Here is a 24,730-nt window from a genome sequence, read left to right as displayed (position 1 = left end):
TGCTCAGCCCGCCGCCGGGACCGACGATCCGTAGCCGACCTCGACTATCCGGTGCGCCATCGCGGCGTACACCTCCTGGCCCTCGGGCGCGAAGGTCCCCAGCCCGTCGACGTACCTGTTGAACATGCAGAACGCGGCGGCGATCAGGACCGTGTCGTGGATCTCCAGGTCGGTGGCGCCCTCGGCGCGGGCGTCGGCGATCAGCTCGGGGGTGACGCTGCGCCCGCTGACCTGCACCGCGCCGGCGATACGCAGCAATGCCCGCAGCTTGGCCGAGATCGGGGCGGTGTCGAGGTCCGCGCGTACCCGGTCGACGAGGCTCATGCCCTCGTCGATCTGCGCGGCGGCGAACGCCGAGTGCGACGCGCAGCAGAACGTGCAGTCGTTGCGTCCGGAGACGTACGCGGCGATCAGTTCCCGCTCGCCGGCCGGCAGCGAGTGCGGGGCGCGCAGCAGCACCTCGGCCAGCTCGTTGAGCGGCTTCGCCGTCTCCGGCCGGTACCGCATCGGCCCGGTGACGCCGGGGAACTGCTTCTCGTCCACCCCGAGATCGATGTACGCCATGGTGTCCTGCCCTCCAGCCGTGAACCGTGGCCCGACCGGGACGGCCGCGTCTGCCCACGGTGGCTGCCCGAGCGGGGCGGCGTGCCGGACGCCGCGCAGCCACGATCTCACCCGCGCGGACGAACACCTTTCTCCGTTCATGCTCTGTCGCTGTGCTCAGGGCGTGGCGCGGTGGTGCAGAAGTTCGGCGATCCAGCGTCCGGCTTCCCGCTGGGCGGCGAGCAGGTGCTCGCGGGCGTCCGCCAGCTCCTGGTCCGGGTGCACGTCGAGGTGGTCGTCGAGGATCGTCGCCCACCGCCGGCTCAACTCCTCGGCGTACGTCGCCCGGCGCAGCTGCTCGTCGAACTGGTACTCCATCCGCACCATCGCGTCGACGTGCGGTCGCAGCGCCGGCATGATCCGTTCGTCGAGGCGTACGGCGGCGTCGGGGCGGCAGGTGACGAGCACGTCCCCGCGCCGGTAGGACCACTCCGGGTCCTCGGCGAGCGCCCGCTGCAACGCCACCTCCAGGTCGGCGGCCCGGTGCGGCGGCAGGTCCCGGGCTGCGTCGGCGGCGAGTCGGGTCAGTCGCTGGACGGCGTGCGGTTGGAAGTACCCCACGTACCAGCTCAGCACCTCGGCCCGCAGGCTCGCCGGTGACGACCAGGCGAAGGTGGCGCGGACGTAGAACGAGTAGACGTACCCCTGGGCGGGCACCGCGATCAGCCGGGGCGCGTCGCGCTGCTCGACGAGCGGGCCGGGCGGGGACGGGCCGGCCCCGGCGCCCACCGGTGCCTCGTCCTGGAGCGCGGCCACCAGTCGATCCCAGGTGCGCGCCCACCACCGCCAGCCGCGCACGCTGCCGTCCCGGGTGATCCGCAGCGCGCGGACCGTCCGCTGCCGCCACCGATCCGCGGGCTCGGGTTTCTGTTCGGGAGCCTCGGTCATGGCACCCCTTCACGGTCACGGGTCCGCGCGCCCGCAGCTCACGCTAACAACGGCTGACCGAAATGCCCGTCGCCGCGCCGAAGTGCGACACAATGTCGGTTGCCGGGGTTCACCGGGCATTGTGGAGCAGTTGGGCTGGTGGGGCTGTCGCCGACCACGCTCAGCGGCCAGACTGGGCCGGACCCGCCAATCACGCGGGTCGATGGATCGGATGGTCTGGAGGCAGCCTGTGTCCACCCTCGTGTCCCCCCTGGCCACGCTCGGCGCGATCCGCCGGCGTACCACCACCCTCGCCCTGCTCCTCGCCATGGTCGCCGCCGCGCTGGTCGGCCCGTCCGTGGTCACCCCGCGGCTGACCGACTCCGCGTCGGCGGCGGTCTACAGCTCCTGCACCATCAGCCGCTGCGCGGACGCGCGCACCGCCCGATCCGGCTGGTCCGCCAAGGGCTTCCCGACCAGCCGCGGCTGGTACTCGTGGAGCGGCGGGCTGTCCAACTTCGCCGGCGGCCGGTTCTACAACTACGAGGGTCAACTGCCCACGAACGCCACCTACTACGAGTACGACGTGTACCCGCGCACCCAGGGCGCCGCCCGCGACGCGTACCGGATCGTGGTGAACCGCAGCACCGGGGCCACCTGGTTCTCGCCCAACCACTACACCGACTTCTACCGGCTCTGACCGACCCGGTGACCAGCCGGTCCAGGAGGCACGACCATGGACGACGACGCTCAGCAGGCCGGCACGGTGGTGCTGTCCGGGGCGGTGGCCCGCACCCGGCCCGCGCTCTTCGCCGCGTTGACCGAGGCGCTGGCCCTGCCGGCGTACCTCGGCGACACCTGGGACGCCCTCGCCGACGTGCTCCGGGACCGGCTGGACACCGGCCCGCTGACGTTGCTGGTCACCGACGCCGGCCAACTCCTCGCCGACGAGCCGCCCGACCAGCACGCCCTGCTGCGCACCATGCTCGACGACCTCGCCACCACCGCCCCGCATCCGCTGCACGTCGTCCTTCGCGAGGCCCGTCCGTGAGCTGGTGTCAGCCGCAGGTTTGACGACCTCGCACTGCGAGTGACGGAGCCCGGGGCGCGTGGTCCGAAGACTTAGATGCCGCAGAGTCATCAAGATGACCCTGCGGCATCTAGCTCTTGAGTACGCCCGCCCGCGCCGCGTCGGACCGCGCCTGTCCGCGTGCTCAGTTCCGGACAGTCGGGGCGGCATGCGGGCGCGGTGACGGTGGCGGTGACGCTCGGGTGACGGCCTCTCCGCGATCCTCGTGCCGAGCCGGGCGGCGTGGCCCCGGCGTGGGCAGCGGGGAGGCCGCAGCGTGGACTTCGTCGACGGTGTGCTGGTGCGGTTGGCCGATCCGGGCACCCGCGCCGCGCTCTTCGACGACGCGTCGCTGGCCCACCTGGTCGAGGCCGCGTACGACACCGAGGCGATGCCCGTCGCGCCGCCGTACGCGGCCGTCTTCGACGAGCTGACCCTCGGCTTCGCCGCCGCGCCGGTGACCCTCGCCGAGGGGGAGTGGCTGGGCGCCGGCGGTACCGCCCGTACCGAGCTGCGGGTACGTCTGCACGGCCTCGGCGGGCCGGCGCTGCGGATCGACGCGCTCTGGCGGGGGAGTCTCGTGGTGCGTACGAGCACCGCCCGGGACCGGGTCGAGGACCTTGACGTGGCGGTGCCGGCGTTCGACGTCGACCCGCAGATCATCGCCGACCTGGGCGCGTTGCCGGCCGATCCGGCGCTGCTGGAGACCGAGCGCCGTACCCGACTGGTGGCCCGGCTGCGGGCGGGCCTGCACCAGCCGGCCGCCTTCACCGACGCGCACCTGGACCGGCTGCTCGCCGGGGTGGGCGCGGCGAGCGCCGGTGACCTGGTGGACCGGATGCGCGGGCAGGTCGCGGGCGCGACCGTGCGGCTGCGCTACGCCGCGCCGCCGGCCACCCCGCCCACACCCCGCCCGCTGCCGTTCGCCGCCGCCGTGCTGATCCGCGACAAGGGCTTCTCCCTGGCCGACCTGCTCGTCGAGACGCGGCTGGTCCGCGCCCGGGCCGAGGAGTTGGGGCTGGACGCGCCCGCGCCCGAGGACGTCCGGCGGCGGCACCGGGTGGTCGCCGTGTGGGTGGTTCCCGTCGAGACGTTCGACGACGACGGTTGGCCCGGCGGCGACACCGGCACCGCCGCGCAGAAGCGGGCCGCCCGGTTCGCCCGCGCCGGCCAGTGGCTCGCCCGCAGCGGCATCGGGCTCGCCGCCGTCCCGACCTGAGATCAGACCAGCAGCAACTTCGTCCGGGAGGACCCGTGGCACCGACAGCAGCATTCCCGTTCATCGAGGTCCGGATCGTGCCGCCACCGGCGCCGCTGGCCCAGCGCTCGCCCGGCGTCATCGCCGTGGTCGGCAAGGCACCGTCCACGGCCGACGGTGGCTCCGCCGCGGCGAACACGCCGGTCCGGATCGAGACCCTGGACGACGCGGTCACCAACTTCGCCCGCCGGCAGGCCGGCAGCGTCGTGCGCAACGCCCTCTACAACTCCCTCGAACTGGCGTTCCTCCAGGATCCGCGCCCGGCCAAGGTGTACGGCGTCAAGGTCGCGGGCGACGACTACGCCGCCGCGCTCGGTGGTCTGGAGGCCGCCGACGACGTGACGATGGTGTCGCTGGCCAACGAGTCGACCGTCGGCAACCCCGCCGGGGCCGGCGCGCCCACCGGGCTGCACGCGCTCAAGGCGCACGTCGAGACGATGTCCGCCGCCGGCCAACGCCGCATCGGCTTCGCCATGGTCAACCCGGCGACCGAGAAGAGCCCCAGCTACGTCGGGGACATCACCACCGCCGCGAACCCGCTCAAGAGCAGCACCAGCCGAATGGTGATGATCGCCGCCCGGGGCGCGGACGGCGACGCGGCCACCGCCGCGATGGCCGCGGTGGCCGGGCTGCCGGTGCACCACAGCATCGTGCTGAAGAAGATCCGCGGGGTCGCCATCCCGGTGGCCAAGCAGTACAGCCCGGCCGAGATCAAGGGCCTCTCCGAGGCCAACCTCACGCCGATCATCGACCCCACGCTGATCACCGGCGAGAGTCTGCACTTCGCCGACGGGCGGCTGTTCACCAGCGACGCGAGCCTGCTGCACGTCGACCTGGTCCGCACTCTCGATGCGATCGAGTTCATGCTCCGCGCCGGGCTCATCGGCCTGGTCGGCGACGCCCGCATCACCAAGCCGGGCATGACCCTGCTCAAGACCCAGGTGGACGGCATCCTCGGCCCGCTCAAGCGACAGGCCGTGATCGACGACTACCGCATCGAGATCCCGGTGCTGGACATCCTCACCATTCCCGAGGCCGCCCGTACCGCCACCGACACGTCGATCGTCACCGCCGCCCGGGCCGACCGCACCGTCGACCTCGTCGTCACCGTCACGTACGGCCCGGCCGTGAGCCGCCTGCTGGTCACGCTCGTGGCCAAGTTCTGACCGGAGGAACCAGACCATGGAGTGGAAGACCCGCCTCGCGGTGCAGTACACCAAGGGCACCGAGACGGTGTTGATCAGCCCGATCGACTCGTTCAGCCCGTCGTTCTCGCTCAACGTCGAGGCGCTGCACTCGTGCGAGGTGACCCACATGGGCGCCATCCACGCGCCCGTGTCGATGAACTTCACGATGACCGTCAAGGCGATCGGCGACGTCGCCGGCCGGCTCACGAAGCTGGCCCTGGACGGCGAGCTGTTCGACATCGCGCTGCTGGAGCACACCGGCGACGACTGGGCGTTCTCGTCCTTCGTGTTGCAGGACTGCCTGATCACCAGCGCCACACCGACCACCGCCACGATCTCCGGCGCACCGGCGGCCACCTTCAGCGGCTTCAGCCTGGCCGCCTCGGTCGACCCGAAGACCGGCGACCCGTCCGTCCTGCCGTAACCCCACCAGGATCAACCGGAGGTATCAGATGGCGACCGGAGCTGGCCGCGCCGCCCGGGTCACCCGTACCGGGCTGGCCCTGGTGCACGCGGGTGAGCTGGTGTTGCCGGCGGCCGGCAGCGAGGCCGAGGCGGAGCAGGTGGCCGAGGACGATCGCGCCGTCATCGCGTACCACTTCCCGGTGGAGATCGAGGTGGTCGCGGCCGGCGGCGCGTTCGACGCCGACGCGGTCGCGGACCTCGCGCTGGCCCGGCTCGCCGAACACCTGGACGGGCGGTTCTGACGGTGGCCATCTCGGTGCACGTGCCGGTGCGGATCCGGCTGGACGCCCGGTCGGTGACCGAGCGGCCGGAGGCCGTGACCGACGCGCTCGCCGCCGCCCTGGCCCGCGCCCTGGAACGCTCCCGCCAGGAAGTGGTCGCGCCGCACGGCGGCTACCTCGAGGTACGCACCGACGCGCCGGAGATCCGCTGGACCGGCGCGGCCCGGGAACGGGTGTCCCCCGACGAGCGACGGGCCTTCGAGGCACGGCTGCGCCGCCGCGTCGGGGAGGTGGTCGACGCCGCCCGACTCGACCCGGGCCTGCCGCCCGGGGTTCCCCTGCCGCTGAGCGAACCGGCCACCGAGCTGTTCGATCCGCAGCGGATGCGGCACCTCCTCGCCGTGTACCGGGTGCCGTCCTACGACGACGGTGGCGACGCCGCCGAGGTGCCGGTGGACGGTCCCGAGCCGCCACAGGTGACCTACCAGTGGCTGCTGCGCCCGGCCACCTACCTGGCCGGTCACTTCGCCGAGCTGGCCCGCGAGGCGGTACGCCAGCACGGCGGCCTTCCGTCGGGCGCCCCGCAGGGGATCATCGCCCGCGTCATCGGTCCCGACGGTCGCCAGGTGTGGGCGATCATGGTGACCACCACTCCACTGTCGGTGCTCACCTTCGAGCAGTTCGGCGAGACGGTGTTCCGGGCCACCCCGCAACCACACTTCGAGGTCGAGGCGCGGGTACCCAGCCCGCAGCCGGGCACGGTGCAGCGGCGGCCGGTCGCCGACCGCAACGCCCTGGTCGCCATGGTGGACGAGGAGTTGAGCGGCGACATCCGGCGGCGGCTGCGGATCGCCTCACCGCGTGGCGAGACCACAAGCGTCGAGGAGTACCAGACGCAGATCGAGCGGGCCGTCGACGCCGAGGTGCGGCGGCGGGTCGACGCGATCCTCGCCTCGGTGGGCGGGGCCACCCCGACCAGCCTGGTGGTGGTCGACATCGGCGGGGTCTCCCTGCTGCTGGTCGGCACCGAGGAGACCGACGCCACGCTGCACTTCACCGGCACGGCCAACCTGTTGCCGATCAGCGTCGAGCAGCGCCCGGCGACCGCGCCCGATCCGAACGCCCCGTCCGGCGGAGGCGTCGGCACGGGCGCGGGGGCCGGCACCGGGAGCGGAGCCGGCAGCGGCCCGGGTGGCACCGGGCCGGGTGGCGGCGGCACCGGCGCGGGCGGCCTCGGCACGGGCACCGGCCCTGGCGGCGGGGCCGGCGGCACCGGTGACGGTGGCACCGCCGCGCGGCGGGGCGGGTTCGTCTTCGACCCGAGCAGCCCCAGCGCGCCGCCCGGCACCGAGGGCCGCCGGTTCCCCGCCGTAGGCGCCGGGCACTCCACGATGCCCGCCTGCACATCGTTCAACGGCGAACCGGAGCTGGCCGCGCTCGGCCCGGACGGGGACGAGCTGCGGCGGCTCATGGACGACATCGCGTTCCGGTTGCAGATGGGCGAGCCGTGCCGCTATCCCGCGAACTTCTGCCTCCAGGCCGCCGCCGTGCTGCGCGGCCGGGCCGCCGCGATCAGCCTGCTCATCGGCTCGGCGGAGCGGGAGGCGTTCAACCGGCCCGTGCCGGAGGGCACCGGACGGCTCGGCCCGCTGGACTTCCGGCCGGTCGCCTCGCCGGCCGTGCAGTTCCTGCGCCACCTGGCCGGCGTCGTACCCCGCCTGGACCACCTGGCCCAACTCGTCATGCGCCGCTACCGCCAACCCGAGCACTTCGCCCGGATCCAGGGCGGCTGGATCGACACGTCCGCCTCCTGGAACCTGCACTTCGTGCAGGCGCTCAGCCCGGCCGTGAAGGCCGCGGTGGGTGAGCTGTTCGTCGTCGGCAGCCAGGCCATGCTGGTGCAGCTCCTGCTCACCTCGCGGACCGGCATCGAGGCGCGGATCGCCCGCTTCGAGGCGTACGCGCCGATCTTCGAGCGGTTGATCGTCTCCCAGCTCACCGACTACGCCGAGTTGCAGGGGCTGCGCGAGCGGCTGCGCCGCCACGAGGCCGCCCGGTGGACGCAGGCGCACACCGACCTGGGCGGCGGCACCCTCGCCACCCTGAGCATGCTGAACCCGTCCACCGCCTGGTACGGGGCCGCCCGCGCCATCTCCGACGCGTTCCTCGCCACCGAGGCGGCCCTGACCAGCCCCGGCGCGGCCGGCGAGATCGTCGAACGGGACGGCGTCGCCCGCATCCGCGACTCGCACGCGGTGCTCTGGACCCTCGCCGAGATCGAACAGGCGCTGGTCATCCAGCGCGGCGAGGCCGAGGGCATCGATCCGTTGGTCAAGCAGATCACCGACCTGCCCGACGTGCTGGCCCGCTTCGCCGGGAACCGGTCGGCGATCCGCGACGAGCTGTGGCGGGTGTTGCAGGACATGCGCCGCCACAACACCGAGATGCTGGGCCGCGCCCGCACCGACGCGCGCTTCGCCTTCCGGTCCAGCCGGATCAGCGAACACATCCCGTCGGCCACGATTCCGGGTGGACGCTTCGCGTTGCAGGGCATCCACCTGGTCACCCACCAGCAGCTCGGCGAGTTCTTCGGCGGGAACCTCTACTACGCCACCGGCGTCGACAGCCTGTTCAGCACCGAGCTGGGACGGGAGGCGCTGAGCGCGTTCGGGATCATGGTGGGGATCATCGCGCTGTCGCTGCTCTGCCCGCCGCTGGGCTTCGTGGTCGGGGTCGCCGTCGCCGCCGTCGACGTGGTGCACGCCCACCAGCGTGAGCGCCTCTACGGCTCCATGCTGGACCCGGAGCTGGTGCTCACCCGTACCGAGGTCGAGGTCGAGCTGTTCGCCGCGTACCTCGGGCTGGCGATGTCGCTCATCCCGGAGGCCGGCACCATCGGCGGCGCGGCCGTGCGCGGCGGCCGGGTCGCGTTGCGCTTCGGCGTCCGCGCGGGGCTGCGGGCCGCCCGGGGGTACGTGGTACGCCGGGTCACCCGGCAGATCGTCGAGGCCGCGTCCCGCGACCTGCTCCAGGGGTTCCTCACCGAGATCCTGCTCAACGAGGTCCTCGAACGCGTCGTGCAGAAGCTGATGGAGCCGATCCTCGCGTACGTGGAGCGGGAGGCGATGCTCAGCGGCGCCGTCGGCGGCCCGGAGGGCGCTCGGTTCATCCTCATGGTGCTCGACTCCCCGCCCGGTGGCGCCGCCGCCGGGCCGCGGGTGCCGGTGGTGCGGCCGTGACCGGGCCCCGCCGGTTCCGCGCCGGCCGGTTCCTCGACGCCGCCGCCGTGCACGCCGCCGCCGACGCGAACCCCCGGCTGCGGCGCTTCATGCGCACGATCGCCGAGCACAGCGAGGCCGGCGAGGTGCGCTCCCGGCGGCTGCTGGAACACCTCATCCGCCGCATCGTCGACGACGTCGGCGACCTGCACCTGGGCAACGCGCTCAACCGGCTGGAACGCATCGCCGTGCTGCGGGACAACATCGCCGCGATCCTCGACCACGTGTTGGAGGGCGGCACCCTGCCCGAGGGGGTGCGGGTGGCCACCCTCGGCGAGTACTTCGACCAGCTCAGCACCGAGATGCGCGAGCTGAGCCGACCCCGCGAGGGCATCGTCGGCGACGCGCCGCTGCGGCTGGCCGACGACGCCGGCGCGTACGCCGACTCGCTGCTGCGCGAGTTCGAGGCCGGCGGCGGCGCGGCCGGCCGGCACGTCGAGCCGGCCGCGATCGTCGGAGACGCGTTCCGGGCCATGCCGGCGGACCGGCAGGCGGCGCTGCGCCGGGCCGCCGAGCTGGAACCGGCCGCGCTGTGGCGCGCGGTCGCCGCCGAGGGCGAGGCCGGCAAACGGACCGCCGTCGCCGACCTGGAAACCCGCCTGGGTGGCCGGCTCACCCCCGACGAGCTGGCCCGGCTGCGCACCGCCGTCGACGACCTGGGTCGGGCGCGCTCGCGCGGTCTGCAGATGAGCGACGCCCGGCTCGCCGACGCCCTCGCCCGGATCGGCGATCCGGACCTGCGGGCGGTGGTGGCCGGCGGCGACGTCTGGCTCACCCAGCAGCTCGCCGTGCACAACCCGGAAGCGCTGGCCACCCTCTGGCGGCGCTTCCGCGACGGCGGTGGACGCGCCGACGACGGCCCCGGCTTCCGCGCCTACCTGCGGCACGACATGGTCACCTACGGCCGGGGCGTCCTCGGCGAGTACAGCGCGGCGTTCTCGTTGAGCAGCATCGAGCTGTTCCTCAAGGGACCGGACGCCAACGTCAAGGTCGCCGGCACCGACCTCGTCGGCATCGGGCACGACGGTTGGGTGTGGTTGGTCGACGACAAGTCCCACCGGGCCACCAGCGTCTCCGGGGTCAGCGCGCTCACCGACAACCTGGTGGCCAACCTGCGCCGTGACGCCGCCGACTTCCGGGACGCCATCGCCCGCCTCCAGCGCGACGACCCCGGCTTCAGCCCCGACCCGCGGGTCCTCGACGCGATCTCCCGGATGGAGGACGCCGCCGCCGAGATCGATCGGATCAACCGGCGCGGATCCGCGTCCACCCGGCCCGCCCGGATCAGCGCGGCCCCTGGCGGAGCGCCGGCTGCGGCTGCGCGTCACCAGCGCCGCGGGCGAGGTCCGCGAGATCACCCAGGCCCTGCGCGACCTGGGCCTGGCCGTCGAACCCACCGGTACGCCGGTGCCGCTGCCACCCACCGGAGGGCGCTGAGCATGGCCATCACCAGCAGCTTCATGCGGTACGGCACGGTGCCGTCGGCGATCATCAGCGACGGCGTGCTGCCGATCCCGCTGTGGGCGGTCACCGCGATCTCCCTGGCGCAGACGTACCACCTGCCGCCGATCGGCTCCACCGCGCACAAGGCCATCGTGGCCACCCACGACGACACCATCACGTTGACCGGGGTGCTCGTCGGCGCGGAGCGCTACGCCTGGAAGTTCGCCCTGGAGACGATGGCCGAGGCGAGCAAACGCGGCACGGCCCTCGCCGCGTACTCCGGGGGGAAGTTCGGCGGACTGATCCTGGTCACCTCCATGACCATTCGCACCGACATGCAGGTGCAGTCGCTGACCTTCAACGCCTCCGCCGCCCGCCGCGACGTCCTGGACACCACCATCACCCTCGTCCACGTGCCCCGTCCCAGCCTGCTCGGCAAGCTGCTCGACGTGGCCAGCATCGGAGTCGGCGCGCTCGCCGACGGGTTGGGCAACTGATGCCACCGTTCCCGATCGACCGCTACCTGCTGCCGGAGACACCGATCGAGGTGCCCGCCGGGTTCACCGAGGTCCGGCAGAGTCTCACCGCCGGCCTGCCGCACCGCGTCGAACTGGGCGCGGGCGTGCACGCGGTGCTGATCCTGCCCACCGGCCTGGCCCGGCAGTGGCTGGCCACCGACCCACTCGCCGTGGTCAGCAGCTCCGCCGACGACCTCGCGCCCCGCCCCGCGCCGCCGGCCACGCCCCGACCGCCGGCGCTGGTCGGCCGGGTGCCGCTGCGTCTCGTCGTCCGCCAGGGCACCCGCATCCTCGGCTCCGTGCCGCTCGCCACCGGCCTGCGCCGGGTCTGCCCCGACGCGGGCACACCCACCGCCGTCGGCGTCACCCCGGTCGCCGTCGAGGTGCTGGTGCTGGCCTGGCTGCTGCACGCCGGAACGGTGCGCGGCTCCGGCGACTACGGCTCGCACCTGACCGTGGCGTGGCGGCGGACCGACCGCGCGGTGGACCAGTTCGGACCGCCACCGATCAACGAGTTCGTCTGGCGTCGCCGTCCGCCCGCGCAGCGCGTCGAGTCCGACCTCGGCCCCGCGCGGCTGCGCTACCGCTACCTGCTCGACAAGAAGATGCGGAGGGTGCTGCGATGACGCTCACGCCGTTCCAGACCGGCCAGGTACGCCAGGGCGCCGTCGGCAACGACGCCGGCTGGACCATCACCTTCCACCGGGAGACCCCGACCGGCATCAGCCCGGATGCCACGCTCACCCTGTCCAGCGCCGACTACTACGCGGCCATCGACGCCGCGCTGCCCGACGGGCTGGGTCCCGGCGCGTACACGGTGACCGTGCAGGGGCTCGTCGACGAGCACTTCGCCGCGCTGCGCACCGCCGAGGGACAGCCGCCGCTGGTGGCGAAGCTGCACCTGTACTGGCGTGACGCCAACACCTCGGTCGGCGCGTTCTTCACCAACCTGGTCGGGGTGAACGCCGGCCCGACCCCGGCCGAGCTGACCCAGGCGCTGGTCGCCGTCCTGCGCGTGACGAAGGTGCGCCGGCTCACCGGCGAGCGGACGTACGACACCGAGCTGACCCTCGTCGAGCAGGCGTACGCCCGGCTCGGGCAGCGGGTCGCCGAACGCTTCGAGGCGACCACCTTCACCGCCGCGATCCGCGCCATCGGGGAGCGGACCCGGGTCGACGTGACGGGCTGGGGCGCGAACCCGGACGGCACGATGACCGCCGGCGCGAGCGAGGCGGCCGGCGATGAACGGGTCGCCTTCGGGGCCGGGCTGCTCTACCGGGCCGCCCTGGAACGCCTCGGCGGCGCCTTGCAGCAGTCGCTGAACGCGTACGGGCGGGGGATGCTGCTGATCCGCGACGGCACCGTGCACGTCGGCAAGCGGCCCATCCCGTACCCGGAGGGCGAGCCGAAGCCGCTGACCCTCGCCACCGGCCTGCTGGCCTGCACCGAGAACGGCACCCAGGACACCGACCCGTACGCGGCCACCGAGACCGGCGGGACCGCCGCGCCGCGCCGTCGGGCGTGGACGTTGACCCTCAAGGGCCGCCCCGACCTGAAGCCCGGCGACCTGGTGCGCTTCGACCCGCCGGCCACCGACGAGGCCACCACGCTGGGCAGCGCCGGCGCGGCGCTGCTCGGCTCGTTCGCCGCCCCGTTCGCCCCATCGACCGGCGAGCTGGGCGCGGGCGCGAAGCTGCTCTACCTCAGCGCCGCCCGGCACACCCTGTCGCGTACCGCCGGGTTCGTCACCGTGGTGCAGGGTGTCGGAGGTCGCCTCCGCCGCGAGCGCGTGGGACACCTGGAGCGACGCGTCCGGGGTGGGGACCGCCGAGCCGGCCGGTCCCGCGTCGTCGCCGGGGGTGGCCGCTGCCGAGGCGGTGCGCCGGGCCGCCCGCGCCGCCCGGGGTGAGACGCGTGGCCTGGAGATCGGCGAGGTGCGCGCGGTCGCGACCAACGCCAGCGGTGCGGTCGAGCCGCCCGCGCAGACCGAGACGGTGTGGGAGGGCCTCGTCCGCCCGGACGGCCGGCCCAACGCGGCCCGCCGCCTACCGGTACGCCGGCAGCAGCCCGCGCCGCTGCCCGGGGTGACCTACCTGACCCCGTTCGCCTGGGGCGGTTGCGGGCTGATCCTGCCCCGCTACCCGGGCACCCGCGTGGCCCTGGCCTACCGCAACGGTGCGCCGGACGACCCGGTGGAGGTCGGCGCGCTCTGGCCCACCGGGCACGCCCCGGTCTCCGAGCCGGGGGACTGGTGGCTGTCCCTGCCGGTCGGGGTGGCCAGCAGCAGCCGCTCGTCCATCGCCGACACCGTGACCCCCGCCGACCACGACGGCAAGGTGACGCACGACCTCACCGACGGCGACGGCAACCGGGTCATCGAGCTGGGCGAGCTGACCGTGCGGGTGGGCCGGGCACAGCTCAACGGTCGCGGCCAGCGTCCGGCCCGCGCCGACGAGGCCGACAGCATCACCATCGAGCACGCCGCCGGCGGGTCCTCGATCGTCATGAAGCAGGACGGCTCGATCACCATCACCGCCACCCAGATCGACCTGGACGCCGGCAACGGCGCGGTGAACATCAGCGGCGGCACGGTCAACATCGCCGCCGACGACGTCGACGTCCAGGTCAGCAACGCGATGAACGTCCACTGAGGAGAGGGACATGGCCTTCGTGCTCACCACGTCGAGCGACGTGCACTGCCCCAACCAGGGGAAGGTCTCTCCGACCGGGCAGGGCAAGCTGACCGTCGACCACAAGCCGGTGGTCCGCCTCGACGGCATCAACGGCAGGTCGGTGTCCGGCTGCACCATCACCACCAGCAACTCCACCAAGCAGTGCAGCACCGTGACGTCCGCGACCGGGGCGGCCGGCAAGCTCACGGTCGGCAGCGTCGCGGTGGCGTTGGACTCGCTCAGCGGCGCCACCGACGGCTCCAGCCCCGGACTGGCCGCCAGCGCCGGCCAGAGCAAGCTGAAGGCGGCCTGAGGTGGACCGTACCGAGCGCGAACGACAGGCCGCCCAACGCCGCTACCTCGGCTGGGGCCTCGCCTTCGAACCCACCATGCCCGGCGTCGACCTGGCCCGGGACATCGTCTTCGACGACGGCCCGAACGGCCGGACGCTGGCCCTGGTCGAAGGCACCGGCAACGTGGCGCAGAGCCTCGCGGTGGCGCTGACCACGCTGCGCGGCTCGAACGTCTTCGACGCCACGTTCGGCTTCGACGGTCTCGACGCCCTCGCCGAGCAGATCGAGCCGAACCTCATCCGCGAGCAGGTCCGCATCGGCATCATCACCCTGCTCGACCGCGATCCGCGGGTCCGCAAGATCGTCGACGTGAACCTCGACGACGGCCGGCTCGGCGCCGGCCGCGCCGACGACGCGTCGGCCGCCGCGCTGCGCGCCTCGCGCACCCTCCAGGTCCAGGTCCAGTTCGAAACCATCACCGACGACCGGCTCTCGGTGCGCCTCGGGGAGCTGCCCAGTGTCTGACCCGACCCTCCCGGCCGAGCTGGCCGACGTCCTCGCCGTCGACGCCGCCGCGCTGCGGACCACCGGCTCGACGGGCTTCGGCATCGTCGACACCGGCTTCGTGCCCAAGTCCTTCGCCCGGCTGCTCGCCGAGAAGCTGGCCACCGCCCGCCTGCTCTTCGGCGAGGACGTCGACCTGACCAGCGGCGCGGTGCTGCGCAAGGTCCTCGAACTCACCGCCCTGGAGGACGCCCGGATGTGGGCGGCGCTCGGCGCGGTGTACGACAACTCCTTCGTGGTGTCCGCGACCGCCGACGCGCTGACCCGCCTCGGCGAGGAACTCGGCATCGCCCGGCCGTACCTGCAGGCCCGGGGGACGGTGAAGCTGAAGCTCAAGGCCGCCCTGCCGACCGGCCACAGCCAGCTCACGCTGCCCCGGGGCGCGCGGCTGTCCACCCCGGGCGGACACCACGTGGCCCTGGACGAGACGGTGGTGCTCTCCGCCGCCGTCGGCGAGCGCGAACCGGCCGTGGCCGCCTTCTATCCCGGCCCGGCGCACAACCTCGACCCCACCCAGGCCAGCCAGAAGATCGACCGGTGGAACCGCGCCGACACCCTGCTGGCCGACCTGGACGACGCCGAGCAGGCCGCCGGCAAGGAGCTGGTCGAGATCACCCACACCGTCGCGCTCACCGGCGGCGAGCAGCAGGTCTCCGACGCCCGCTACCGGCAACTGCTGCTGGCCGCGCCCCGCTCCATCTGGACGGCCGAGGCGATCGGCCTCGCCGTGGCCACCGTTCCAGGAGTACGACAGGTGCAGGTCTTCGACGGCAGGGGCGGGCTGGACCTCAACCAGTCCATCTTCGGCAACTTCAACTTCATCGAGCGGGTCTTCAGCACCGAACGCGACCTGGGCAACCCGTACTACGTCACCGTGCTCGTCGCGCCGACCGCCGCCGCCATCTGGGAGGGGCCGGACGGGCTGCACGCCGCCGTCGAGTCGGTCATCGAGGACCTGCGCCCGGTGGGCATCTTCGCCTCGGTGGACCGCGCCGACGAGGTCGGCATCGGCGTCGAGGCCGACCTGGTGATCCGGGGTCTGCCGCTGCCCACCGGCTCGACGGAGACGGTGAACGCCTCCACGGCCGCCACCGAGCTGCGCGCCCGGCTGCACGCCCGGCTGCGCCGGTACGTCGACGAGCTGCCCTTCGGCGAGCCGGTCCGCGTCGCCGAGGTGGTCTGGACGATCATGAACGAGCCGGGCGTCGCCGACGTGCGCAACCTGCGGCTGGTGCGCTTCCCGGCCGACTCGGCGGTGGTGGTGACCTCCAGCGCGCCCACCGGTGACGGGGTGCAGCGGCTGCCGGTCGGCGACAACGCGGTGCTCGCCGCCAACCAGGTGCCCGTCTACGTCGACCGGGACGACCCCCGGCCGTTCCGGATCGTCTGAGCGGGGGCCGCGATGACCGACATCCGGGTACCCGTGGACGGCGCCGACCCGTCCGTCGAACGCAACCTCGTCGACCAGTTGGAGGGCCCGTACCCGGGGACCGTCCGGCGGGTCGTGGTGCCGCTGGCCGAGTCCGGCGCCGCCGCCGTGGACTGGACGAGTCGACACCCGCTGCTCACCGTCGTGCTGCGCCGCGACCTGGCCGAGGAGACCGTCCGGGTGACGGTCACCGTCGACCCGGGCGGCGCGGGGCAGCGGGTGCTGCCACCGGCGGTCTTCGCGCCCTGGTCCGCCGAGGGCGCGTCGGTGCCCGCGTACGTGCCGGACACCGCCGACGAGCCGCTGGTCGCGCCGTTCGCCGTCGCCGTGGCGGTCGAGCGGGCCGCCGAGGGGGCCGCCGCCACGACGGTCACCGGTGCGGCGCGCACGGCGCTGGTCGAGCTGGCCGTGGTCGAGGGCAACCTGGGACGGCTGCTCTACCTGGTGTCGTACGAGAAGCACCGGCTGCGCCGCGCGGCCCGGGAGGTGCACGCGTACCGCACCCTGGCGCACGCCCGGCGCGACGCCCTGGACCGGATCGGCGCGGACGTCGGGGTGGCCCGCTTCGTCGACGAGCTGGTCCACGAGCCGACCAACGACGAGGTGTACGCCCGCCGGCTGGCCCCGCCGGCCCGCGAGCCGGACGCGGCGTACGCCCACCGGCTCGGGCTGTACCGGCGGTTCCTGCTGCCCACCCCGGGCGCGGTCCGCCGCCTGCTCAACGGTCCCGGCGCGGACACCGACCCGAACACCGGCCTCTTCGCCGACCTGCCCGGGGGCGCGCGCTTCACCCTGCGCGAGGACGACGACCAGTTCGCGGTGGCGGTCCGGCTGGTGGCCGTCGGCGACCCGCAGCACCGCACCAACTTCCTCGCCCAGCTGCGCCGCGACCGCCTGGTGCTGCCCGCCAACACCCCGCCGAACAACACCGTGCACGCCGGTCGGGCCCTGCCGGCGAGCCGGCTGGCCGAGGTCACGGCGCTGCGCGCGAGCCTGCGCCAGTCGTACGCCTTCGACAGCTCGCACGCCGTCGCGCCCCCGCTGGCCGCCGCCCTGGACCGTGCGGGGCGGGTCTGCCGGGCGCTCGGCTCGACGATCGTGTGGCAGGTCAGCCGGGCCCAGGACGACGCCGGTGGCAGCCGCTACGAGTTGGGTCTCGGCGTCGACGTGAGCTGGCCGACCCCCGCGCAGGCCACCGACCTGCGCAACCGGGTGTTGGACACCGGCCGGGCGGTGACCGCCGACCGGACCGCCGAGGCGCTCATCGTCGCCGCCCGTGCCGCCGGTGTGCCCGCCGTCTCGGCCGACGGCGAGCTGTCCTGGCTGTGGCGGGTGTGCGGGCTGCCGACCACGCACCGGCTCAGCACCACCGTGATGTACCTGTCGCACCTGCCCACCCGGGGGCTGGCGGTGACCGCGCCGCTGACCGCCCCGGTGGGCGTCGACGCGGCGGTGCAGGCGCAGTTCCACGCCCCGGGTGATCCGGGTGGCAACGCCCTGCTGCTGGCCGGGCTGTCGGCGGCCCGGACAGCCTGGACGGCCGCCGGGGAGCCGGCGTGGAACCCGTTGACCGACGCGGTGGCCCGGACCCGGTGGGCGGCCGTGCCGACCCGACCGGCCGGGCAGCCCGTCGACGCGGTGCTCGCCGCCGCCGGCCTGCCCGCGGTGCGCGATCCGGCGCCCGTGGTGGCCGCGCTGAACCGCCTCCCCGACGAGCTGGTGGAGACCATCGAACTGCCGGCGGCGCTGGCGTCCGCGCTGGTCGCCGGGCAGCCGGCCGCCGCCGACCGGCTGGCCCGGCTGGTCGGCCTGCTGCGCGATGCGCACCTCGCCGCCGCGCTGCCGCTGGTCGAGACCGGCAACCGGGTGCTGCTGGTGTGCAGCGTCATCGGGCTGCCGCAGGCCGGAGTGAACCTGAGCGAGCGCCGGGCCACCGGGTTCCGCTGGTACACCGTGGGACTCGGCGGCGGCACGGCGGAGATCAAGGCGGTCGGGGCGCGGACCGCGCTGCGCCCCACCCACGCCGGGCTGGTCGCCGTGGTGGCGCTCTCCTACGTGCGGACCGGCCGGACCGATCCGTACGAGTTCCGGGTCGAGCTGCCCGACGGGGTGACGTTGACCCTGGAGCAGTACGAGCGGCTGATGAACGCCCTGACCAGGGTCTGCCCGCTCGGCGTGGAGATCAACACCTTCGGCATCCGCCGGGACCACGTCGACGTCGACGGCGACGGCACCGCCGAGCCGCTGCGCCCGGCCGTGGCCCGGACCTTCCGCACCTTCCAGCAGCGCCGGCACCGCGGCGTGTACGACCAGCTTTGAGAGGGACACCACGATGGCGAACGAGATCAACTACGACGGGGTGACCGTCACCGAGCTGTACGAGGCGTTCACCCGTGGCGGCATTCCTGCCTCGGACGCCAGCGTGCTGGTCTCCTCCTGGATCTACGAGAACGTCGGCACCGCGAAGCGGGTGTTCAGCTACGCCGAACCGTTCCCAGCCGTCGAGCCGGGTTGCGCGCCACCGCCGTTCGCCCGCACGTTCGCGCACACCGACTGGGTGGACGGCGAGGACGTCGTACAGGCCGGCCAGACACCGGGGGAGCAGGGCTTCAACGAGCGGTTCCACCGTATCGAGCACGACCTGGACCACCTCGGCACCGACCTGGCCAAGGCGTTCACCTGCATGGCCGCGATGCGGGTGAGCCTGCGTCGGCTGCTCGACGAGATCCGCGCCGAGATCAACCGGCTGCACTCGACGGTGCACGAGAACAAGATCGTGCCCAGCCCGTACACCTTCGAGCAGATCCCCAACTACATCGGCGCGCTGGACTTCGGCAAGTACATGGGCACCACCATGTTCATGGACAAGAAGGTCAGCATCTGGCAGACCAAGGCCGGCACGATCGTGCTGCCCGCCGTGGAGACCCTCGGCGTGGACGTGGTGGTCGGCCCGAAGGTGCGCGGCGCCGCCCAGGTCGCCCGTTACGCCGTCGAGCACGGCGACGTGCGGCAGCGCTTCCCGCGCGAGGTGAAGCTGGGCGAGTTCATCCGCTTCTTCGGCGAGGACGAGGTGGCCGACGGCCGGACGATCCGCGACGTGCTCAAGGTGCTGCCGGCCGACAGCAGCTACCCGAGCCTGGACGCGATGATCGCCGAGGTCAGCGAGCGCGAGGCCGTCATCGTCCGGACCACCGTCGGGGCCCAGTCGGCGGTCTCCGCCGCCCTCGGCGTCGACGCCGGGCTGGAGAACGTCGCGGACGCCGACATCGCGATGCTCGCCGGGGTGCCGACCAAGGCCCGCGCCGCGCTGGCCCGCGCCGGGATCAGCACGCTCGGCAAGCTCGCCGAGGCGCCGGCCGAACGGGTGCTGGGCATCATGAAGGAGGCCGGGGTACGCGCCGAGGCCGGCGACGCCGCCGAGTGGACCGGGTACGCCCAGACGCTGAGCAAGCTGCGCTGAACGGCCGGCGACGACTCCGGCGAACGGTTGATCCGCGCCGTTCGCCGGGTCGGTGTGACGACACTGCGCTGGCGTACCGACCCTCCACACCCGAGCGTGGGACTCCCACGGAGCGATCGGGTACGAAGGGCACGCGGATGGCAGTTCACGAGGTGGCACAGGACCTCCGCTCCGGGGCGCAGGAGACCGAAGTGGCGCGACCACCGCGCTACGCGCTGCGGCTGCTCGGCGGGTTCGCCCTGGAACGCGACGGTCGGTCCGTCGCGGTGCCGCAGGGCGCCCGCCGACTGCTCGCGTACCTCGGCGTACGCCAGCGGTGCGCCCGCTGGGAAGCCGCCGGCACCCTCTGGCCGGGCTCGCACGAGGAACGGGCCCGGGCGAACCTGCGCACCATGCTCTGGCGACTGCACCGGGCCACCTCCGAGCCCCTGGTCGAGGAGGACGACCGGCTGGCCCTGGCCGCCGGCGTGACCAGCGACGTGGCCACCCTCGGTGCGGCCGCCGCGGCGCTGCTGGCCGGCGGTGTGCCGGCCGGCGTCGGTGTCGGGGTGCCCGCGCTGGCGACCGGCGAACTGCTGCCCGGCTGGTACGACGACTGGGTGCTGACGGAGCGGGAGCGGCTGCGCCAGACCCAACTGCACGCGTTGGAGGCCCTGGCCGAACGGCTCACCGCGCAGGGACGCCTCAGCGAGGCGGTGCAGGTGGCGCTGACCGCCGTGCACCTGGAGCCGCTGCGGGAGAGCGCCACCCGGGTGCTCATCGGTGTGCACCTGGCCGAGCGCAACCTCAACGAGGCGGTCCGGCGGTTCGAGCTGTTCCGCGCCGACCTGGGCCGGGAGTTGGGCATCGCCCCGACCCGGTGGCTGGAACAGCTCGTCCGCGCCGGCCTGACCGGCGTGACCGTCCCGGAGGCGGTCCGCCGGCACCGTTGACGCCGGTCGCCTTGGTCAGTGCGTGGCGGGCGGGATGCTCTGCTCGTACTGGAAGACGTTGTGCGGGTCGTACGTCGCCTTGATCCGGCGCAGCCGGTCGAAGTTGCGTCCCCAGTAGGCCGTCTCCCACTCGGCCATCCCGACGTTCGGCACGTTGACGTACGCCCCGTCCACGTACGGCCGCAACGCCTGGCTGAACTCGGCGATCCAGGCCTGGGCGACCGGGGTGAGGGCGTCCCCGCTGTCGGGCTCGCCGCGGGTGCCCCAGCCCGCACCGGGCTCGGAGTAGAACAGCGCGTCGCGGTGCGGGAAGGCCGTGCCACCGAACGGCTCCTGCCGTTGCGCGCCGGTGCCGAAGGCCTGTGTGAAGAAGTTGCTGTCGTCGGTCGGAGCCTTCCGCATGAACTCGCGGATCACGTCGATCGCCCTGTCCGGGAACGGTTCCCTGGTGAACTGGGAGAAAAACTTCCAGTTCGCCGGCTCGTCCTCGGTCGGGATCTGGAAACCGGCGTACACGTCCCCCCAGCCGCCGATCTGTACGGTGACCGTGGGGTCGCCGATGGACAGTATCGGCCCCAACAGCTTCCTGGCCTCGGCCTCCGACCCTTCGGCGAGCACTCCGAACAGCAGGATCTCGTTCCGGTGGATCTCCAGTTGGGTGCCGAGGCGCGGGTCGCTGAACGGCGCGGTGCGTTGCCAGGTGTCGAAGACGCCGTGCAGGTCGTCGAGGCCGGACCAGGTCGCCTGGAGGTAGGCGACGCTGCGGAGCGGGGCGACCTTGTAGGTCAGCGAGGTGACGATCCCGAAGTTGCCGTTCCCAGCGCCGCGCAGCGCCCAGAGCAGGTCGGCGTGGTTCCACGGGTCGACCTTGAGGACCCGCGCGCCGTCGGCCCCCGCCGGGACGACGATGTCCGCTCCGATCAGGTTGTCGCAGGCCATCCCCAGGTAGCGGGTGAGGAACCCGAAGCCGCCTCCGAGGGTCGCGCCGGACAACCCGACGGATCCCTCCGTGCCGGTCGTCGCCGCGAGGTCGTACTCCCCGAGCGTCGTCACCGCCTCCAACTGGTTCAACCCCGCGCCGACCGTCGCGGTGCGAGCTGCCGGGTCGATGTGGGTGTCCTTGAGTTCGCTGACGTCGATCACGATGCCGTTGTCGACGTTCGACCAGCCCTCGAGGCTGTGCCGTCCGCTGCGGACCCGCAGCGCGACGTTGTGCTGCCGCGCCCAGGTGAGGGCGTTGACCACGTCCCGGGTCTCCTGCGCGAACACGATGACCAGCGGATAGTGCACGAACAGCTCGTCCCACCCGAGGCTCGCGGTCGCGTAGTCCGGGCTCTGCGGACGCACGATCCGGCCGGTCAGTTCGGCCGGCGGGAACCTGTCGTCGGACGGCCGGTCGGCGGAGGACCGGCCGTCCGACGCGATCGCGGAGCTGCCGGCGACCACGGCGGGGAGCGCGACCGCTCCGGCGCCGGCGGCCGTCGCCTTGAGCAGGTCGCGCCGGGAAAGGTCACGCATGGTCCGAGTCCTCTCGATCGGGGATGCCCGGACAAACAAGACGAATGCCTCATCCGGTGCGAACCAACCGTACGGTCGAGGACGTGAGCGCAACTCTGAGAATCTGTCGCGGAACCCGGTCGGGTGACGGGGCGGCCGTCAGTTCGGGGCCGGTTGGTCGAGGATCGCGCTGAAGCGCTCCTCGGCGAGGTCGAGCTGGTCGAAGATGTGCCGCTTCACCGCGGGGGACAGCGGCGTGTCCGGCCGGCTGATCAGGTCGCGGAAGAGCGGTACCAGCGGCCGGTACTTGCGGGCCGACGAGACGACCTTCGGGCCGATCGTGTGGATGACCCCCACGCCGTTGTCGGTGAAGTCCGACACCTTGATCACCCGTGCCCACGGTTCCCGTTCCAGGCTGACCGCGAGGTGCTCGCGGTACTGCTCGTTGCGGTCGCGGCGCGGGTCGTACACCGGGTTGGTGACGGCCGCGACGAGCGTGGCGACGCGCGGCCCGAACCGCGCGGAGAGTGCCCGCAGCGCGGCCGGCGTCGGGTCCGGCCCGGAGTCGCCGCCGGCCAGCTCGAACGGGTGGTCCTCGACCGCGTCGTGCAGCAGACCGGCGACGATCACGTCCACGTCCCGCACCTGGTAGTGGTGCATCAACCGGATGGCCACGCGTAACAGGTGGTTCAGGTACGGCTCACGCACACGCCGGTCGTCGCGGTGCAGTTCGGCGGCGAGGTCGAGCGCGGCGGTCAACCGCGCCCGGTCGGCGTCCTCGAACTGTTGGACCTCCAGGCGGAAGCGCTCCAGCAGGCCCGGTTCGCCGTGGATCTCGGTGATCGCGTGCATCGGCATGCTGCTCAGGTGCGGCGGGAAGTCCATGGGTCACTTATAGCCGATCTTCTCCACGTCGATGGGCCGGTAGGTCGCCCACCCGACCGCGAGTTCTCCGCGCGCCGATCCGTCAGACCGGCAGCCGGTCGGCACCGGCGAGCGGGCCCACGACGAGCGGCACCAGGGGAGCGGGTAGGACCGGGCCGTGGCGCAGGGTGGGGGTCCAGCCCGCGTCGCCGCCCAGGTCGGGGTCGTGTGCCTCGTTGTACGCCGCCAGCAGGTCGGCCGGTCGTGCCGGCCCGTCGCCCTGGCGAATCCACGAGCCCCGCTCGGTCAACGCCGTGCCGCCCCAGTCGTGGAGCAGGTCGGCCGGGTTGACCGCCGGGTCCAGGGCGAAGAAGTTGTTCTCGGCGTACAGCGCCGACTGCACGCCGACGCCGAGCGCGTACTCGAAGTCGTCCCCGCCGAGCCGGTACTGGTTGTTGTAGACGTCGACCTGGCCGAAACGCACCCGGGGGAGCCGTTGCAGCACACCGTCGAAGAGGTTGTGGTGCAGGGTCACCTTCAGCCGACCCACGTCCGGGCCGACCGTGTTGGACGAGCCGATCAGCAGCACCTTGTCCCGCCCGGTGAAGCGGTTCCACGACGCGGTGACCAGGCTGGCGGTGTGCGTGACGTCCAGCGACCCGTCGTGCACCTGGTACGGCCGTCCGAAGTAGGTCGGCTGGCCGCTGTCCGGGTTGTCGCCGTCGGTGAAGGTGTTGTGGTCGATCCACACGTTCTCGCTGCGGCGGACCGAGATCTGGTCGAACTGGCTGTTCCAGTTGCCCGCGTCACCGTCGGTGGGTGACCAGGCGGGGAAGCAGTCCCGGGCGTCGGCGAAGGTCAGGTTCCGGACGATGACGTTCGACGCCCGGTCGACCATGAGGGTGAGGCCGGTCAGCCGCGCGCCGCGCAGCCCGACGATGGTGGTGTTGGGCCCCACGTTGATCTGGGTCTGCCGGGTCTGGTTCGCCACCGACCGCACCCGGGCCTCCTCCAGCGGTCCGGCCGGCGCGACCCGACCCCACACCGCCGGGTCGTACGCGGCCAGGTAGTCCGCGAGCCGGTACCCCGGGTCGGCCAGCTCGGCGCAGGTCAGCGGGGTGCCGTCGGCCCCTTCGAAGCCGTCGACGGCACCGTCCACGTAGATCAGTTTCGGGGTGGCGTCGGTGGCGTTCGTTGCGTTGTCGCCGCCCAGGGCGTCGACAAGTTCGGCCCTGCTGCGGACCACCCGCGTCCGGTCGTGTGCCGCCGCCGAACCGCCTGTGGTGCCGACGCCCTCGGCCGCCCAGCCATCCCGCTCCGGCAGGGCCTGCCCACCGAGGTGACGGGCCGACCAGGGCAGCCGGTCGGGGGCTGTCGAGTCGGAGTGGGAAGCGGCGGCCGGTGCGCCGACCAGCAGGAGGGCAAGCGCCATCGCGCCCACGAGGGGTGTACGCATTGATTGTTTCCGTTCGCTGGTGGTGGTTCGGCATCCACCAGGAACGGTAGGTTCATGCTTTTATGTCGGTCAATATAAATTGTTTGCAGAAATGTTGCAGTCGTGCCTGCGGCTAACGTGCGGCCTCGTGCCGCGCGGGTCGCACCTGCCGGAAAGCGACCAGCAGAGCGGCGACCAGACCAGTCACCAGCAGGATTCGCACCGTGGTGGACAGCACCGCGTCACCCGGGGAGTGCGGCGGGAAGATGTCCTTGACGAGCCAGCCGACCCCCAACCCAAGCCCCAGGCAGGCGTGCATCGCAGCCCGCAGTCGGGGGAGCGGCTGCAAGCGGCCGAAAATCCGGGGCGCCGCCATGCCGCTACGGCTCCTGGCGAGCAGCACGGCGGCGACGGCCAGGTTGGCCACGGCGACCGCGACGGCCAAGGCCAGGTCAACTGTTCCCATGTGGACGCAGTTTATTGCACGGATGCTCGCTCTGAAGGTCGCCTCCGCTGACGTCGGGCGCCTGCCCAAAGTGTCGGAGGAGGGGCGGGCGTCTACCCACCGCCTCCTTTGCTCTGCTTCAACCCAGGCGACACCTGCGGGGCAAAAGTATTGCCTCGGTTGAAGCAGAGCAAAGGACAACCGCAGCACCCTCGCCACCGCACGGCGCC

At 73.1% G+C, this 24,730-nt stretch carries 23 protein-coding genes; 17 read left to right on the top strand and 6 right to left on the bottom strand.

Annotated features, from left to right (window positions below):
- Positions 1 to 3: 3 nt before the first annotated feature.
- Together ACN263_RS15380 and ACN263_RS15375 are read right to left on the bottom strand one after the other, a co-directional pair.
- Positions 4 to 564, bottom strand: a complete 561-nt coding sequence (locus tag ACN263_RS15380; protein ID WP_422740500.1) for a carboxymuconolactone decarboxylase family protein — start codon at positions 562 to 564, stop codon at positions 4 to 6.
- Between the two features lie 156 nt (positions 565 to 720).
- Positions 721 to 1,491 (bottom strand): hypothetical protein, encoded by a 771-nt coding sequence (locus tag ACN263_RS15375; protein ID WP_422740499.1) that lies wholly within the window; start codon positions 1,489 to 1,491, stop codon positions 721 to 723.
- 229 nt (positions 1,492 to 1,720) lie between these two features.
- On the opposite strand from ACN263_RS15375, the gene ACN263_RS15370 reads away from it, so the two are divergent.
- From ACN263_RS15370 to ACN263_RS15290, 17 genes are all read left to right on the top strand, one after another.
- Entirely contained in the window at positions 1,721 to 2,170 is a 450-nt protein-coding gene (locus ACN263_RS15370) for a ribonuclease domain-containing protein (protein WP_422740498.1), read from the top strand.
- Positions 2,171 to 2,206: 36 nt separating this feature from the next.
- Positions 2,207 to 2,521, top strand: coding sequence for a barstar family protein (locus ACN263_RS15365; protein ID WP_422740497.1), 315 nt, complete (start codon positions 2,207 to 2,209; stop codon positions 2,519 to 2,521).
- A 295-nt stretch (positions 2,522 to 2,816) separates the two neighbouring features.
- Entirely contained in the window at positions 2,817 to 3,758 is a 942-nt protein-coding gene (locus tag ACN263_RS15360; RefSeq protein WP_422740496.1) for a hypothetical protein, read from the top strand.
- Positions 3,759 to 3,793: 35 nt separating this feature from the next.
- Positions 3,794 to 4,963, top strand: a complete 1,170-nt coding sequence (locus ACN263_RS15355) for a hypothetical protein (RefSeq protein WP_422740495.1) — start codon at positions 3,794 to 3,796, stop codon at positions 4,961 to 4,963.
- 16 nt (positions 4,964 to 4,979) lie between these two features.
- A complete protein-coding gene (locus ACN263_RS15350; RefSeq protein ID WP_355051244.1) occupies positions 4,980 to 5,408 on the top strand; it encodes a hypothetical protein in 429 nt (142 codons plus the stop codon).
- Between the two features lie 28 nt (positions 5,409 to 5,436).
- Positions 5,437 to 5,691 carry a hypothetical protein gene (locus ACN263_RS15345; RefSeq protein ID WP_422740494.1) on the top strand — a complete coding sequence of 85 codons (255 nt, stop codon included), beginning with the start codon at positions 5,437 to 5,439 and terminating at the stop codon, positions 5,689 to 5,691.
- A 2-nt stretch (positions 5,692 to 5,693) separates the two neighbouring features.
- Positions 5,694 to 8,909 (top strand): hypothetical protein, encoded by a 3,216-nt coding sequence (locus tag ACN263_RS15340; RefSeq protein WP_422740493.1) that lies wholly within the window; start codon positions 5,694 to 5,696, stop codon positions 8,907 to 8,909.
- Positions 8,906 to 10,888: a hypothetical protein gene (locus ACN263_RS15335; protein ID WP_422740492.1), complete on the top strand. Its 1,983-nt coding sequence runs from the start codon at positions 8,906 to 8,908 to the stop codon at positions 10,886 to 10,888. Before ACN263_RS15340 ends, ACN263_RS15335 begins: the two co-directional genes overlap by 4 nt.
- Positions 10,888 to 11,535 (top strand): hypothetical protein, encoded by a 648-nt coding sequence (locus ACN263_RS15330; protein ID WP_422740491.1) that lies wholly within the window; start codon positions 10,888 to 10,890, stop codon positions 11,533 to 11,535. Before ACN263_RS15335 ends, ACN263_RS15330 begins: the two co-directional genes overlap by 1 nt.
- Positions 11,532 to 12,818 carry a hypothetical protein gene (locus ACN263_RS15325; RefSeq protein ID WP_422740490.1) on the top strand — a complete coding sequence of 429 codons (1,287 nt, stop codon included), beginning with the start codon at positions 11,532 to 11,534 and terminating at the stop codon, positions 12,816 to 12,818. Before ACN263_RS15330 ends, ACN263_RS15325 begins: the two co-directional genes overlap by 4 nt.
- On the top strand, positions 12,769 to 13,560 hold the full coding sequence (locus ACN263_RS15320; protein WP_422740489.1) for a hypothetical protein: 792 nt from the start codon (positions 12,769 to 12,771) through the stop codon (positions 13,558 to 13,560). The genes ACN263_RS15325 and ACN263_RS15320 overlap by 50 nt, the downstream gene beginning before the upstream one ends.
- A 10-nt stretch (positions 13,561 to 13,570) precedes the next feature.
- Positions 13,571 to 13,894, top strand: a complete 324-nt coding sequence (locus ACN263_RS15315; protein ID WP_422740488.1) for a hypothetical protein — start codon at positions 13,571 to 13,573, stop codon at positions 13,892 to 13,894.
- Between the two features lies 1 nt (position 13,895).
- On the top strand, positions 13,896 to 14,399 hold the full coding sequence (locus ACN263_RS15310; protein WP_422740487.1) for a hypothetical protein: 504 nt from the start codon (positions 13,896 to 13,898) through the stop codon (positions 14,397 to 14,399).
- Positions 14,392 to 15,828: a baseplate J/gp47 family protein gene (locus ACN263_RS15305; RefSeq protein ID WP_422740486.1), complete on the top strand. Its 1,437-nt coding sequence runs from the start codon at positions 14,392 to 14,394 to the stop codon at positions 15,826 to 15,828. The genes ACN263_RS15310 and ACN263_RS15305 overlap by 8 nt, the downstream gene beginning before the upstream one ends.
- Positions 15,829 to 15,840: 12 nt before the next feature.
- Positions 15,841 to 18,186, top strand: coding sequence for a hypothetical protein (locus ACN263_RS15300; RefSeq protein WP_422740485.1), 2,346 nt, complete (start codon positions 15,841 to 15,843; stop codon positions 18,184 to 18,186).
- A 13-nt stretch (positions 18,187 to 18,199) separates the two neighbouring features.
- Positions 18,200 to 19,327 (top strand): hypothetical protein, encoded by a 1,128-nt coding sequence (locus ACN263_RS15295; protein WP_422740484.1) that lies wholly within the window; start codon positions 18,200 to 18,202, stop codon positions 19,325 to 19,327.
- A gap of 137 nt (positions 19,328 to 19,464) precedes the next feature.
- Positions 19,465 to 20,259, top strand: a complete 795-nt coding sequence (locus ACN263_RS15290) for an AfsR/SARP family transcriptional regulator (protein WP_422740483.1) — start codon at positions 19,465 to 19,467, stop codon at positions 20,257 to 20,259.
- Positions 20,260 to 20,274: 15 nt separating this feature from the next.
- On the opposite strand, the gene ACN263_RS15285 is transcribed toward ACN263_RS15290, so the two are convergent.
- The 4 genes from ACN263_RS15285 to ACN263_RS15270 form a co-directional block, all read right to left on the bottom strand.
- Entirely contained in the window at positions 20,275 to 21,777 is a 1,503-nt protein-coding gene (locus ACN263_RS15285) for an FAD-binding oxidoreductase (RefSeq protein WP_422740482.1), read from the bottom strand.
- A gap of 138 nt (positions 21,778 to 21,915) precedes the next feature.
- On the bottom strand, positions 21,916 to 22,641 hold the full coding sequence (locus ACN263_RS15280; protein WP_422740481.1) for an HD domain-containing protein: 726 nt from the start codon (positions 22,639 to 22,641) through the stop codon (positions 21,916 to 21,918).
- An 82-nt stretch (positions 22,642 to 22,723) separates the two neighbouring features.
- Positions 22,724 to 24,076: a pectate lyase family protein gene (locus tag ACN263_RS15275; RefSeq protein ID WP_422740480.1), complete on the bottom strand. Its 1,353-nt coding sequence runs from the start codon at positions 24,074 to 24,076 to the stop codon at positions 22,724 to 22,726.
- A 112-nt stretch (positions 24,077 to 24,188) separates the two neighbouring features.
- Complete coding sequence (locus ACN263_RS15270) at positions 24,189 to 24,521, bottom strand: hypothetical protein (protein ID WP_422740479.1); 333 nt, start codon at positions 24,519 to 24,521, stop codon at positions 24,189 to 24,191.
- Between the last annotated feature and the right edge of the window lie 209 nt (positions 24,522 to 24,730).

This window comes from Micromonospora sp. WMMD729, from assembly GCF_049315225.1.
In the GTDB taxonomy this organism is placed as follows: domain Bacteria; phylum Actinomycetota; class Actinomycetes; order Mycobacteriales; family Micromonosporaceae; genus Micromonospora.
This window is presented reverse-complemented; position numbering and strand designations above follow the sequence as displayed.